This window comes from Chryseobacterium sp. MMO-72 (genome assembly GCF_037146035.1).
GTDB lineage: Bacteria > Bacteroidota > Bacteroidia > Flavobacteriales > Weeksellaceae > Chryseobacterium > Chryseobacterium indicum.
Map to the genome: position 1 here is coordinate 158494 of NZ_JBBCWG010000003.1, position 14915 is coordinate 173408.

Below are 14915 nucleotides of genomic sequence, written 5' to 3' on the forward strand. Positions count from 1 at the left end.
TTACTTCGATGTTTCGAAAAATAAAAAATTTTATTTACAAAAAAATCTTCAATTTCATAGCTGATCTCGAAGAATTTGAGGAAAAAAAAAAATGGTGGCAATTTACCTCGAATCCTAATATTAATATTCACGAATCTTTCAAAAAGAAAGAAACAAATATATTTAAGGGAAACGGAGTCTTATATGGGGATATTTCCATCGGTGAAGGATTTTCTTTACGAGACTATTGTAATATTTTGGTTTATCCAAAAGCAAAACTTACAATAGGTAAAAGAGTTTTTTTTAATAATTTCTGTTCGGTTAATTGTTTAGAAAGTATAGAAATAGGTGATGATACCCTTTTTGGAGAAGGCGTGAAACTGTATGACCACAATCACTTAATCATTAAAAACACCAACATTAATGTCTCTAAAGATCAATTTTCTACTGCGCCCATTATTATTGGCAAAAACTGCTGGCTAGGAAGCAATGTTATTGTGCTTAAAGGTGTTACGATTGGTGATAATTGTATTGTAGGTGCGAATTGTATTATTCACAAATCTATTCCTGATAATACTATTGTTAAAAATAATCAAAATCATATATTAGAGACTTTAGTATGAGAAAAAAAATACTCTTTGTACTGCATGAAGCCACAAGATCTGGCGCACCAATCCTACTTTTAGAATTGCTAAAAGAGATTCAGAATGCACAGAAGTATGAAGTAGATTTACTTATTCTGCTAAATGGAACAATGGCAAAAGATTTCACAGATCTTGTACCAACTGCTGTAAATATAAAACATTTTCAGCCTCGCCCTAATATTGTGACAAGAATACTAAGACGTTTTATTGTTTTAAAAAATGACTTACTGAGTCAGGAAGATTTGTATAATGCTGCCGTCGAGAAATTATCCTCAAAAAACTATGACTGCGTTTTTGGGATGACTGTCGCTACATTAAGTATTTTAGAAAAATTTAAAACAAAAGGTCTTAAAACAATATTATACACTCACGAACTTCAGTTTGCATTAGAAAGTTTCTACGACGCCCATGATCTGTCTCGCAAAATATCCTCGTTAGACTCTATATTAGCAGGCTCTCAATCTGTAAAGGATTTTCTTACTCAAAGGTATAAAATCTCTGCGAGCAAAATTTCAGTTGCATATTCTTTCATATCAAAAGACAATGAGATAAAGACAAAAGCATCTGAACTAAGACAACAGTACAATATTTCAGATGATACATTTATCTTAGGAACCTTAAGCACTCAAGAATTAAGAAAAGGCAGCGAGCTAGTACCTTTGTTAGCAAAAAGAATAAAACAAAAAAATCCAAATCTTAAATTTAAGATTTTTAATATCGGTGGAAATGATTCAAATCCTTTTGTGAGATTTGCAAAAATAGATACACAAAAATTAGATGTTGAGGAAGAAGTTATTTTTGTTGAGAACACTAAAAATCCGAATGATTACGTTAACATTTTCGACTGTTTTTTACTCCCTTCAAGAGAAGATCCTTTCCCATTAGTAATGCATTTAGCCGCAGAGTTTAACAAGCCAATTGTTGGTTTTAAAGACTCTGGTGGTGTAGAAGAATTTTTGAATGGTACTAACTTGCTTGCAGATTATTTAGATATTGATCAATTTGCAGATATAATAATAAAAACTCACAATGATAAAATATTTCGTGAAAAATCGTTATTAAAAATTAAAGACAATGTTCATCAATTTTCAAAGGAAAATTCTATGATAACTATCTATAACGTAATTGACAATATATAATGCTTTCCATCATCATCTCATCCTACCAGCCCCAATATTTCGCTGCACTCGAAAAAAACATTGCGGAAACCTGCGGTGTGGAATTTGAAGTAATCAAAATAGAAAACCCTGCTCTAATGGGGATTTGTGAAGCTTACAACAAAGGTGCCGAGAAAGCAAAATATGACAATCTGCTATTTATACATGAAGATATATTGATATCGACAATGAATTGGGGGAAACCTCTTATATTAAGCTTATCTGAAGCAAAAACAGGGATAATAGGAATAGCAGGCGGTACATACGTTCCGGCGGCTCCTTATGGTTGGTTTACTACAATGAATAATGCAAAAATTTCTATAATTCAACATAAAAAAGGAGGAAGTAAAATAGTAGAAAAGACCTTCGAAACTAAAAAAGAAAAAGTAATTGCAGTAGATGGTGTTTTTTTAGGTATAAAAAAATCTATTTTCAACAAATTTAAATTTGATGAAAATCTAAAAGGATACCACGGATATGATACAGAATTAAGCCTGCGTATTTCTTCACAGTATCAAAATTATGTTACTTCAGAGATCCTTATTGAACATTTCTCTCAAGGAAATCCTGATCATAAATGGTTGGAAAGCAATATCTATACAAGAAATAAACTTGGCAGTAATTTTAATATTACAATAAATAAAGATCTTGAATATCAGATGTATGAAAGATTTGTTCGTGATTATTTCAAATATCATCCTAAAAATCTTTTAACTCTTATTCAAATTTTAAAGTTTTTTCCCATATTTAAAATTGGTCGCAGAAAATATTTGCCACTTCTTAAATTTACTATTACACAATAATGAGTCGCCTTGCCATTGTTATCCCTTACTACAAAATAGATTTCTTTGAAGAAACCTTACAATCTGTTGCGGCACAAAACAACAGAGATTTTGTATTGTATATTGGGAACGATGCAAGTCCAGATGACCCCTTACCACTCATTGAAAAATATTTGAGTGATTTCTCTTATTTTTATTTTGATTACAATGATAATTTAGGAGGGAAAAACCTGGCATTGCAATGGGAAAGAATTCTGGAAAATGTTAAAGAAGACTGGTTTCAGATATTAGGTGATGACGACATTATTTCAGAAAACTTTGTGGAAGAATTTTATAAAAATCTGCCTCAGATACAATCTGAAAATATCTCCGCTATTAAATTTTCCCATAATATTGTAGATGAAAACAAAGCCATTTTACATTCCATAACAACTGAAGAAAGAATAATAGCTTCACCAGAATTATTTAAAAGAAAATATAAAGGGCAAATGCCTAGCAGCTTATCTGAGAATATTTTTACACTCTCGGCTTATAAAAAGCACAGGTTTCTAAAAATCCCTTTTGCATGGGGAGCTGATGATTATGCCATTCTGACTTTTTCGGGATTGAATAAAGTTTTTTATATCGCAGATGCTAAAGTTACTGTGAGAATGTCCACTTCCAGCATATCTGGCGATTTATCCTTACAGGCAAAAAAAGATCTTGGTTATCACATGATGCGGGAAACAGTACTGAATAAATATTCAGAAAACTTCGACAAGAGCTTTCTTATAAGAATGCTGAATGATCATCTTCGTTTCTGTGAGAAAAACTTCCTAAGACCTCATCTAAGACTTTTTAAAATTCTTATGAAAAGAGGCTATCCGAAAAGATATTTCGATATGACTAAAACTGTTTGGTCAATCAAAAACAAAATAAAACACTCAAAAGGATGATTACAAAACGTAGACTCATGTTGCATTTAGATACGCTTTATCTCAAATTTTTAATGAAATTTGATGGTACTGTTCGTCACCAGATGCAGGATCATAAAAGTATTCCGGTTATCATCATCAATTTTAATCAGCTTTTTTATCTGAAGCAACTTGTTGATTTCCTGATCAGAAGAGAATTTAAAAACATCATCATTATTGATAATGCGTCTACTTACCAACCGCTCTTAGATTATTATTCAGAAATTCAGAACGTCGTAACCGTTGAAAAACTGAATACTAATTTTGGACATGATGTGTTCTTTAAAAACAGAGATCTTCAGAAGAAATACGGAAAAGGATTTTATTTTCTTACGGACTCCGATATCGTTCCAAATAAAAATCTACCGAAAGATTTTGAGACTGTTATGCTCAACTATCTATTTAAATATTATAAAAAAGTAAACAAAATAGGTTTTGCAATTGACACCAAAGATATTCCCGACTATTATCCTTTAAAAGAAAAAGTTCAAACTTGGGAAAAACGTTTCTGGCAGGACGAACTTGAAAAAAATATTTATTTTGCCTTTATAGATACTACTTTCGCATTATATAAACCTAAGTATCCTAAAACGATTTTTAATTTATTTAAATTTATGACGGCCATTAGAATGGCGGGAGATTTCACCTGTAAACATGGAGGATGGTATCTCAATCCCAATGATCTCACAGAAGAAAATATATTCTATATAAAAACTGCCAACCACTCTTCTTCATGGAAACTAGATGAAAAAGGGAACCATGCTTCAGATGAATATGATCACTTGCTAAAATAATTCTATGCTCTCAATAATTATCTCATCATACCAAAAACACTACTTCGATCAACTGGTTGAAAATATCAGGGAGACGATCGGAGAAGATTTTCAGTATGAAATTATTCAGATGTGGAACCCGAATCTGATGAGCATTACAAAAGCGTACAATTCAGGAGCAGGAAAATCCAGATATGAAAATCTTCTTTTTCTGCACGAAGACATCATCTTTTACACGAGAAATTGGGGTCAAAGATTACTGAATCATTTACAAAAAGAAAGTACAGGAATTGTAGGAGTTGCAGGTTCGTCATATGTTCCTTCTGCCCCGTCAAGCTGGACTGTTTCTGAAAAATACAATTCTGTATATATTTTACAGGGAAATAAAGAAAATACAGAGTTTTTTCACATCAATTCAACAGAAAAAAACAGGACTGAAGTTTTTGCTGTAGATGGTGTGTTTATGGCAATCAGGAAAAAAAATTATAATGAATTCAGATTTGATGAAAATTTGAAAGGATTTCATGGTTATGATCTGGATTTCAGTTTAAGAGTTTCCCGAAAATTCCAGAATTATATCATAAATGATATTTTAATAAAGCATTTTTCCGCCGGAAATCTTGATAAAAAATGGCTGGATGCCAATATAAAAGTTAAAAAAAAATTAGGATCAGATTTTAAACAAAGAATAGATCCTGATGTAGAAAAAGAAGTATTTCAAGGTTTTTTGTATAATTATTTCAGATTTTATCCGGTTACTCGAAAAAATATTTTATTTACATTACAATTTTATCCTAAAAAACTTAATTTTAGAGATCATTTGGAAATCTTAAAAAAATATTATCATTATATAAGATATTCCGGAAATATCAACAAACACACAAAGAATTAAAATTTATTAAAAAGGCTTATCTGCATGATTATAGGAAACGGACTCATTGCCAACTCACTAAAAAATATCGATTCCAAAGACCATCTTTACTTTGCTTCCGGAGTTTCAAACTCTCTCGAAACAAGAAGCTCGGAATTTGAAAGAGAATTTTCTCTGCTAAAAAACAGCATTATACAAAATGCGGAAAATAAACTTTTTTATTTTTCCACTTTAAGTGTAAATGATCTTTCAAAACAGCAAAGTCCATACGTTTTGCACAAACTGGAAATTGAAAATTTTATAAAAGAAAATTGCAAAAATTACATCATTTTAAGGATAGGTAATATTGTAGGCAACGGTGGAAATCCGAATACTTTATTTAATTTCCTTAAAACACAAATTATGCATGGAAATAATTTCATGCTTCATCAAAAAGCCAGAAGATTATTGCTGGATATTGATGATATTACAAAATTTTTAGAATCAAACTGTGCAAATATTAATAATCAAACCATTAATTTTGCCTATCCGTATTATTATGATTTAAAGGAAATTGTAGAAGCCATCCGGAACAAGCTTCAAAAAGAAGCAAATTATCAGGAATCGGATGAAGGAGACTTTTATAAAGTCGATTTTGATGAATCGGTCAACGATTTCTTTAGAGAAATAGATGCTGAAAATTATTTAAAAAATTTAGCTGAAAAATATATTTAGAACAGAACACAAATGCCTGAAATTTATTTTATTATTGTTACCTACAATGCCATGAAATGGGCAGAAAAATGCTTTACCAGCTTAAGGCAGTCTTCTGTACCTGTTCACTGTATTGTGGTAGACAATGGTTCCACAGACGGCACACAAAAATACATTACGTCCAATTTTCCCGAAGTTGAATTAATTCAGTCTGAAAAAAATTTAGGATTTGGAAAAGCCAATAACATAGGAATCGAAAAAGCCTATCAAAAAGGAGCAGATTTCTTTTATCTGATGAACCAGGATGCATGGATTTTTAACGACAGTGTAGAAAAGCTCCTGAATGTTTACAATCTTCATCCCGACAAAAAAGAAATAGGCATACTGAGCCCGATGCATATCGACGGAACAGGAAATAAACTGGATATTTTTCTTGATAAATATATTGCCCACAATTTTGAGACCCGTCTTATTTCTGACCTTTATTTTCAGACTTTACAGCCCTTTTACAAAATAAGCTTCATCAATGCTGCTCATTGGTTCTTACCAAAGGAGACTATTGAAATTATAGGAGGATTCAACCCTTATTTTTTTCATTATGGTGAAGATCTCGAATATGTAAACCGCATTTTGTTTCACAAAAAGAAAACGTTACTGGTTCCGGAGAGCAAAGTGATACATGATGGAAAACAATCTCTTTCCAAGGTAGACTATACAAAATACGAAGACCTCAGAATAGAAACCAACATCATGAATCCGTCTATTCCGGATTCTCTGAAGGCTGAAAAAAAAGCCCTCAAGCAAAGTATGCTAAAAAACATGTTGACAGGAAACCTGAAAGTATACAAAACACTTCACAAAAAGTACCACAAAATTTTGAAAGAAGAAAAAATACTGACTGAACTTCGCAATAAGGTAAAAGAAGTTGGATTAACTTTTCTAAATGTGTAAATTTGAAGACATAATTCCCTCAATATAAATACAAATATGAATTTTTTTGAAAAAATCCAGAGAAAAATAAAATTAAACACTCATGCCGGAACACTCTACCACTGTCCGTTTTGCGGTTATAAGTCGAAAGATTTAGAAACTGTAGGTCATGATCTTCCTATACTTAAAGAGAAACATGTTATTGGCGGAGGAAGAAGAGCGGCGGGATGCTATAAATGCCACTCGCGTGACAGAGAAAGATTGCTTTACACCTTTCTTATCGAAGAATTAAAACTTCCATCCGATAAAAACATCAGCATTCTTCATATTGCACCTGAGCCAAAACTGTCGCAGGTTTTACTGAAACAAAACTTCAAAGAATACATTTGTGGTGATCTCTTTACCGAAGGATATAGCTATCCGGCACATGTTAAAAACATGAATGTTTTAGATTTAAATTTCCAAGACAATCATTTCGATCTTTTTCTTTGCAACCATGTTCTTGAACACATCCCCGAAGATATTAGAGCGATGAAAGAAATTTTCAGAGTTTTAAAGCCTGGAGGTCATGCGCTTCTCCAAGTTCCGATTTCTAAAAATTCTGCTGAAACGGTTGAAGATTTTACGATAGAAGATCCTAAAAAGAGAGAAGAGCTCTTCGGACAGTTTGATCACTGCCGAATATATGGACAGGATTATGTAACCCGTCTTGAAAGTGTGGGTTTTAAAATTAACAGAATCAACATTTCTGATAAATATCTATCGTATGGCTTAAATCCTGAGGAAGATTTGTTTTTCTGTGAAAAACCGTCCTTTAAAAATTCTGAGTTGTGATAAGTATAGTAAGTCCTGTGTATCATGCAGAAAAAATTCTCCCAAAACTAGTGCGTGAGATAAATAGCATGATGCAAAAACTAAACACGGATTATGAGATTATTTTGGTTGATGACCGAAGTCCAGATAATTCGTGGGAGGTTATGAAAAATTTAGCAGGATTTCACCCGGCTTTAAAAATTTACCGTCTAAGCAGAAATTTTGGACAGCACGCTGCGATAATGGCCGGGTTATCAAAAGCCACGGGTGAATGGATTGTAGTTATGGACTGTGATCTTCAGGATCAGCCCAAGGAGATCGAAAAACTTTATTTAAAGGCTCTTGAAGGATATGACATTGTTCAGGCAAGTAGAGTACAAAGAAAGGATGGACAATTAAAGAAATTAAGCTCAAGGGTATTTTATAAGATTTTTAATTACCTTGCCGGTATTAAAATCAACAATGAAGTAGCTAACTTTGGTATTTATCACAAAAAAGTAATCAGACAGGTTTTAAATGTTAACGATTACATCAAATTCTTTCCACTTTTTATCAATTGGGTAGGTTATAGAGCCACCACTGTTGAGGTAGATCATCAGGAAAGAGATGAGGGAAAATCATCATACAGCCTTGGCAAACTTATATCTCTTGCTTTTAATGTGATTGTCTCTTTTTCTGATAAACCTTTGAAATTATTTGTGAATCTGGGAGCTACAATTTCTCTAATATCATTTTTAGGAGGAGCATGGGTATTTATAAAAACTCTTCGAGGAGAAATAAGTGAACCTGGCTACAGCTCACTGATTCTTTCAATCTGGTTTTTATTTGGAGTTACTTTTATGTGCCTTGGTATTTTAGGAGTATATCTCGGAAAAACTTTTAACCAAACAAAGAATAGACCTGTATATATTATCGATGAAGAATAATCTTACCAAGCTCGAATGGGACAGCAATTTTTTCGCTAAAAATATTGGAGAATTACACATCATAGATGATGATCTAAGAAATCTGGAACTTAATGATAATCAATATGATTTGATTATTATTAAACAAAAAAGGGATTCAGATATCAAAATTGAAGGTTTTACAGAAACATTTAAAGAAACAAAGATCGTGTTTTCAAAAAAATTATGTGAAGAAAATACAGAGTCTTCATATGAAATTTTTGATACAGATTTTTTGCCGCAAGAAGATGAATATTTTTTTCAGCTTGCATACGAAAGTGGAAAATACAGCAGATTTCTATTAGATTCTAAATTTGGTGAAGCGAAATTCAGAGATCTTTATCAGATATGGGTAAGAAATAGTCTCAATAAAAAATTTGCTATCAAAACTTTTTTCACAAAAAACAAAAATTTGGGAGCAACAGGTTTTGTAACAGTTCAGCAAAGTAACACAACAGCAAAAATAGGGCTCATAGCTATACACTCAGAATTACAAGGACAAGGCATAGGAAAACATCTGTTAAAGAAAGCGGAAATCTATTGCAAGGAAAATGCAATGACTGAAATGGATATTCCAACACAAGAACAAAATGCTGGTGCATGCAGATTTTATCAAAAAATGGGGTATGTAGTAAAGGAGCGTATCATTTTAAAACATTTTTGGAAAAAATAATATGAAAAGCAAAATGATTATTGGAAGTGGGATGATATTCATCATCGTCCTATATTTTCCTTTTTTTATTTTCGGCGAGAATTCCTATCTAGGATATCCTGCAGATTATTTAGATTCTAATTCGGTCTGGATGAAAATTCTTTCGGAAAGTGGATTGTCATTTTCAGCAAATAGCACTCCACTTCCAAATATCGAAAACCAGTTTAGAGTCAGCTACGGAAATGAGCTCGATTTTATTTATCTGTTGTATAAAATACTCACTCCTTTTTATGCTCTCGTTGTTAACAGTTTACTAATTTCGCTTACCGGATACGTTTCGCTTTTAAGTTTAGGAAAATATTTATGTCCTAAAATTAACACCATTCTTTTAGTAATTGTTTCCTTAACTTTTGCTTTACTAAATTTTTGGCAATTTGGGGGTATCAGCACAGCAGCTGCTCCTATAATTATATTGATATTGCTAAAACTATTAACATATCAGCGTATTCATTTTTTCTATTACTTATTTGCCGCTTTTTACATTTTATATTCAAGCTTTATTGTTTATGGAATGTTTCTCATTTTCCTTTTAGGTATTTTCACAATATACTACAGCGTAAAAAATAAGAAAATAAACAAATCAGCATTTGCTTTTTTATGTTTATTGGTAATGGGCTACCTAATAACCAACTATCGTTTTATTATAGAAACTGTAAACCCCACTTTTGTTTCCAATAGAAATATTGGTATAGCCGGTGAGCTCATTTGGAAAACAGGCTTAAAAACAGTTTTCACAAGATTCTGGACAGAAAATAGCGATCACGCTCCGGCAAGACACCAGTTTATTGTTGCCTCTTTCTTTATCTATTGTATCTCTTCATTTTTCATCCCTTTAAAGAATATAAAGAAAACAGTTGCTATTTTTTGTTTAATTATATTCACCTGCTTTTTTTCATACTTTAATATTAACCTGTTCCCAGGTCTTATAAAAGCTTTAAAGCTTGATTTCATGTTTGGTCTTACGCTTTACAGATTCTATTTTTTTAATGGTCTACTTTGGTACATAATATTGATTTTTATTTTAGAGGATCTCAGTAGCATGGACAAAAAAGCAATTACTATTACAGCTGTACTTTTTCTTTTTGTTAATTTTTATACAGTACTAAGGATTAATATTCCTTATCAAAATATCAGACATTCTTTCAGAGAGTACTACTTTTCATTTAAAGATTACTACATGATTGAAGAATTTAAAGAAATCTCTAAATTACTGCCAGAAGACAAATCAAAATACCGGGTCATAAGTTACGGCTTTGATCCTGCAGCAGCTCAGTACCATGGATTTTATACTGCAGATGGGTATTTTCCTTATTACGAAAAGTCCTATAAAAACAAATTCCGGAAGCTCATTACACCCATATTGAATAAAAATCCAGAATTACGAATAAAATATGATTCTTATATGGGACAAAATTTTGTTTTTACCGACAATTTTGTTATTGGCCAACAGGTATTACAGAAATATTCCAAAGAGCCTAAGGAACTTCTTATTGATAAAGATGCCATTACTGAATTACATATCAATTACATTTTTTCTACAATACCCTTAACAAATGTATACCTCACTCCGTATAAAGTAATACATTCAAAATACTGGCAATCTGTTTATATATATAAAGTGACATCCGATGAGTAGTAAATTTATCGTCTTTGCAATATTATTGAGTATAATACAAAAAACATTATATATTTAACGTTAATTTGTAATTGTTATAAACTCATTCGCAAAACACAAAGTTAAAAACAAATCAATATTTGAATAACATGATCCCTTTTAACAAACCTCACCTTACTGGAAGAGAAACCCAATATATTGAAGAAGCTGTAAAATCAGGAAAAATTTCCGGTAACGGAATTTTCACGCAAAAGTGTCATCAATTTTTTGAAGATACATATAAATTCGGTAAAGTACTTCTTACAACTTCTTGTACCGACGCATTAGAAATGGCAGCTATTCTTGCCAATGTTGAAGCGAATGATGAAGTTATTATTCCTAGCTACACTTTCGTCTCTACCGCCTTGGCATTTGTGAGACAAGGGGCAAAAATAATATTCGCAGATTCATATAAAAACAATCCAAATATTGATGCTGATCAAATTGAGAGTTTGGTAACTTCAAAAACAAAAGCTATTGTTGTAGTGCATTACGCAGGAGTAGCTTGTGATATGGAAAAGATTATGGATATTGCAAATCGTCACCAATTAATTGTAATTGAAGATGCAGCACAAGCTATTGATAGTTATTATACGTTTTCTGACGGCACCAAAAAAGCGTTAGGCAGCATAGGACATTTCGGAGCATTTTCTTTTCACGAAACCAAGAATATAATTTCAGGTGAAGGAGGAATGTTAACGATTAATGATACACAATACATTAATCGTGCAGAAATAATCTGGGAAAAGGGAACAAACAGAAATCAGTTTTTCAGAGGAGAAATCAATAAATATGGCTGGGTAGATACAGGTTCCTCTTTTTTACCAAGTGAAATAATTTCAGCATTTCTTTGGGCTCAATTGGAAAATTTAGAAGTCATTCAGGAGAAAAGATTAAAAATATGGAATTATTACTTCGACAATCTTAAAGAGTCTGATTTTATAAAACTACCAGAAATCCCTGTATATGCAACCAATAATGCTCACATGTTTTATTTACTTTTTGAAAATATAGAAAGTAGAAGCAAAATGATTGAGCATTTAAAGCAAAATCAGATTTTATCTGTGTTCCATTACCTTTCACTTCATAAAAGCGAATATTACCAAAACAAACATGATGGAAGAGTACTCGCAAATTCAGATACTTTTGAGAACACACTATTGAGAATTCCACTGTTCTATGATTTATCGGATAACGAAATGAATAAAATAACAACCGTTATACAAAATTTTCCAAAATAAAATTAATATGTGCGGAATAGCGGGAATCATCACGAACAACGCCAGAAATTATCATGAGGAGCTGAAAAAAATGACTGATGCCATTGCGCATCGCGGTCCGGATTCTTCTCATGCTGAATTTTATGATAATGCAGCTTTAGGGCATCGCAGACTTTCTATTATTGATCTTTCTGAAAACGGAAAACAGCCCATGTTTTCCTCTACAAAAAACGAATGCATCGTATTGAACGGGGAAATATATGGTTATCTCGACATTAAATCCAACTACCCTGAATATCCTTACCGCGGAAGTTCAGATACGGAGGTCATTCTTGCCATGTATCAGAGGAAAAAAGAAAACCTCATCCACGATCTTCCGGGAATGTTTGCTTTTGCCATCTGGGACAACGAAAAACAGGAACTGTTCTGCGCAAGAGACCGATTTGGAGAAAAACCATTCTATTATGCTATCGGGAACAATAATGAATTTATTTTTGCCTCAGAGATCAAAGCAATCCTCGCTTCAGGGCTTATCCGTCCAAAAGTAAGCAATCTGGCTCTTTCCCATTATCTTCAGCATGGCTACGTAAGTACGTATCAAAGTATTTATGAAAATATTCATGCGCTTCCTCCTGCTCATCAGCTCATCTGGAAAGACGGCAAAATATCGGTTTCAAGATATTACAGTCTTCCTAAGAAAGACAGAGCCTTAAGCTTATCAGATGCTAAAGAAGAATTTACTTATCTGTTAAAGAATGCTGTAAAAAAACAGCTTGTAGCCGATGTTGAAGTGGGAAGTTTTCTCAGTGGAGGTTTAGATTCTTCTTCCATTGTAGGACTTGTTGCCGAATTTTTACCTAAACAGACAACGATTAGTTTCGGGTACGATCACGAAGCAAGCGAACTGAAATATGCCAAAGAAATAGCCGATAAATACCATACTAATCACATTGAAGTTCACGAAAAAAAAGAAGATCTCGTAACTGCTCTTTTAAAAACTTCACCGTTTTTCGATGAACCTTTTGCAGATTATTCTTCAATTCCTCATTTTGAAATCTGCAGAAATGCAAGGAAAAATCTTACGGTTGTCCTTTCGGGAGATGTCGGAGATGAATTATTTGGTGGCTACAACTTCTACACCATTGAAAATAAACTGAGGAGCCATTTCAGCTACAAAAATATTATTGCCCAGTTTGGATTAAAACTGTATCAGAAATTAAAACCAATTTCTTTTATCAGTCAACAAAATATTGAAAACAAAAATATTCTCGATTTTCATCAAAACTTTGTAAGAAGAGCTTTCTCAAAGCAAGAAAGACAGGCTTTAGGACTGCATTCGGATTATGAACAGCCTTACAGTTTTATCCCAGATCCGGATTCATTAAATGATATCATGCGATTGGATATTGAAGACTTTGTCCCGTCCAATATGATGGTAAAATCCGACAGAATGGCAATGGCAAATTCCTTAGAGGTAAGAACACCATTTCTTGATCTGGATTTCGCAGAATTCTGTATTCAGCTTCCGGAACAGCTTAAACTTAATAACAATAACGATAAGATCATCCTTCGCGAATCTATGGGCTCTTACTGGACGAAAACTATCAGAAAACGCCATAAACAGGGCTTTGGAATGAGTGTTTCAAATTGGTTTGAAGAACAGCAGCTAATTAATTTTTCAGATGAATTATTGAGAGATAAAGAACAAAAAATCTTTAATTACATTGATTTTAAGGCTACTCAGAATTTACTGACGAAAGATTATAAACACTGGTGTCTTTTACAGCTTGCTCTCTGGGCACATAACAATAAATCGTTTATATAATGTTGGATGTTTCTGTTATAATTCCTGTTTATAATGCTTCCCGATTTTTGAGGAAATCGGTAGAGTCTGCTTTGAGGTTTGAAGAAGTAAAAGAAATTATTCTGGCTGAAGATTGTTCTACAGATAATTCTTTGAAAATTTGTGAGGAACTGGTATCAGAAAATTCAAAAATTAAATTATTTCAGCACCCGGACAAAGGGAATCATGGCGCAGGAGCGACAAGAAATCTGGGCATTGAGAAAGCCTCACAAAATTTTATCGCATTTTTAGACGCTGATGATTATTATCTTCCCAATAGGTTTGATGCAGAAAAAGAGCTGTTTAAAAATTCTGAGATCGATGGAATATTCGGTGCAATTGGCGTTGAATATCTTACTGAAAAGGGAAAAGAAGAGTATCAGGCTAAATTTAAAGATTCGCCACTCACCACGGTAAATTATCCTGCAGACGGGAAAGAAGTTTTTAGAGGATTATTAAACTTAACAGATAAAACATTTGGTTCCTTTTTTCATCTGAATTCCTTAACGATAAGAAAATCTGCACTGGAAAAAAGCAAGCTTAGATTTAATAAAGATCTAAGAGTTCATCAAGACTCTGACTTTATCATTAAATTGGCTTACCACTGTCATCTTAAATCCGGGATTATAGACGAAGCAATCGCCGTAAGAGGAGTTCATGATGATAATAGAATTACAAAAATTATTCGCTATTCTCCACAATACAACCAAAAACAGCTTTTGTACTGGAAATCTCTTTACAATTGGGCAATCGAAGAAAAGCTACCTTTAGAATACAAAACAAGAATTTATCTTAGCTATAAGTCTTTTGATTTATCTCAGTTAAAAGGAATGTCAAAATACATTACCATTTTAATTGAAGGGATTAAAAATCCCCAAATACTAAAGACTCAATATCGTTTTACGTATTTAAATTAATGTAACTTCCATGAAGAAAAATGATAATTT

Annotated in this window: 14 protein-coding genes and 1 pseudogene; all 15 read left to right on the forward strand. The window is 32.5% G+C overall.

The features are described from left to right. Positions 1-8 precede the first annotated feature (8 nt). A complete protein-coding gene (locus WFH39_RS05925) occupies positions 9-602 on the forward strand; it encodes an acyltransferase (RefSeq protein WP_336689156.1) in 594 nt (197 codons plus the stop codon). Then, complete coding sequence (locus tag WFH39_RS05930) at positions 599-1762, forward strand: glycosyltransferase (RefSeq protein WP_336689157.1); 1164 nt, start codon at positions 599-601, stop codon at positions 1760-1762. The genes WFH39_RS05925 and WFH39_RS05930 overlap by 4 nt, the downstream gene beginning before the upstream one ends. After that, entirely contained in the window at positions 1762-2583 is an 822-nt protein-coding gene (locus tag WFH39_RS05935) for a glycosyltransferase (RefSeq protein ID WP_336689158.1), read from the forward strand. Before WFH39_RS05930 ends, WFH39_RS05935 begins: the two co-directional genes overlap by 1 nt. Continuing rightward, complete coding sequence (locus tag WFH39_RS05940; protein WP_336689159.1) at positions 2583-3497, forward strand: glycosyltransferase family A protein; 915 nt, start codon at positions 2583-2585, stop codon at positions 3495-3497. Before WFH39_RS05935 ends, WFH39_RS05940 begins: the two co-directional genes overlap by 1 nt. After that, positions 3494-4309 carry a hypothetical protein gene (locus tag WFH39_RS05945; RefSeq protein ID WP_336689160.1) on the forward strand — a complete coding sequence of 272 codons (816 nt, stop codon included), beginning with the start codon at positions 3494-3496 and terminating at the stop codon, positions 4307-4309. Before WFH39_RS05940 ends, WFH39_RS05945 begins: the two co-directional genes overlap by 4 nt. Before the next feature lie 4 nt (positions 4310-4313). After that, the gene (locus WFH39_RS05950; RefSeq protein ID WP_336689161.1) at positions 4314-5180 is read left to right on the forward strand and encodes a glycosyltransferase; all 867 of its coding nucleotides are present in this window, start codon (positions 4314-4316) and stop codon (positions 5178-5180) included. A 24-nt stretch (positions 5181-5204) separates the two neighbouring features. After that, positions 5205-5873 carry a hypothetical protein gene (locus WFH39_RS05955; protein WP_336689162.1) on the forward strand — a complete coding sequence of 223 codons (669 nt, stop codon included), beginning with the start codon at positions 5205-5207 and terminating at the stop codon, positions 5871-5873. Between the two features lie 12 nt (positions 5874-5885). Next, on the forward strand, positions 5886-6803 hold the full coding sequence (locus WFH39_RS05960; protein ID WP_336689163.1) for a glycosyltransferase family 2 protein: 918 nt from the start codon (positions 5886-5888) through the stop codon (positions 6801-6803). A 36-nt stretch (positions 6804-6839) separates the two neighbouring features. Continuing rightward, positions 6840-7616, forward strand: coding sequence for a class I SAM-dependent methyltransferase (locus WFH39_RS05965; protein WP_336689164.1), 777 nt, complete (start codon positions 6840-6842; stop codon positions 7614-7616). Continuing rightward, a complete protein-coding gene (locus tag WFH39_RS05970; RefSeq protein WP_336689165.1) occupies positions 7613-8521 on the forward strand; it encodes a glycosyltransferase family 2 protein in 909 nt (302 codons plus the stop codon). The genes WFH39_RS05965 and WFH39_RS05970 overlap by 4 nt, the downstream gene beginning before the upstream one ends. After that, positions 8511-9212, forward strand: a complete 702-nt coding sequence (locus WFH39_RS05975) for a GNAT family N-acetyltransferase (RefSeq protein ID WP_336689166.1) — start codon at positions 8511-8513, stop codon at positions 9210-9212. The genes WFH39_RS05970 and WFH39_RS05975 overlap by 11 nt, the downstream gene beginning before the upstream one ends. A gap of 1 nt (position 9213) precedes the next feature. Further along, on the forward strand, positions 9214-10887 hold the full coding sequence (locus WFH39_RS05980) for a DUF6044 family protein (protein WP_336689167.1): 1674 nt from the start codon (positions 9214-9216) through the stop codon (positions 10885-10887). Between the two features lie 110 nt (positions 10888-10997). Beyond that, positions 10998-12146, forward strand: a pseudogene (rffA, locus tag WFH39_RS05985) (dTDP-4-amino-4,6-dideoxygalactose transaminase); the annotation flags it as partial. A gap of 7 nt (positions 12147-12153) precedes the next feature. Beyond that, the gene (asnB, locus tag WFH39_RS05990; protein ID WP_336689168.1) at positions 12154-13950 is read left to right on the forward strand and encodes an asparagine synthase (glutamine-hydrolyzing); all 1797 of its coding nucleotides are present in this window, start codon (positions 12154-12156) and stop codon (positions 13948-13950) included. Next, complete coding sequence (locus WFH39_RS05995; RefSeq protein WP_336689169.1) at positions 13950-14885, forward strand: glycosyltransferase family 2 protein; 936 nt, start codon at positions 13950-13952, stop codon at positions 14883-14885. The genes asnB and WFH39_RS05995 overlap by 1 nt, the downstream gene beginning before the upstream one ends. Positions 14886-14915 lie beyond the last annotated feature (30 nt).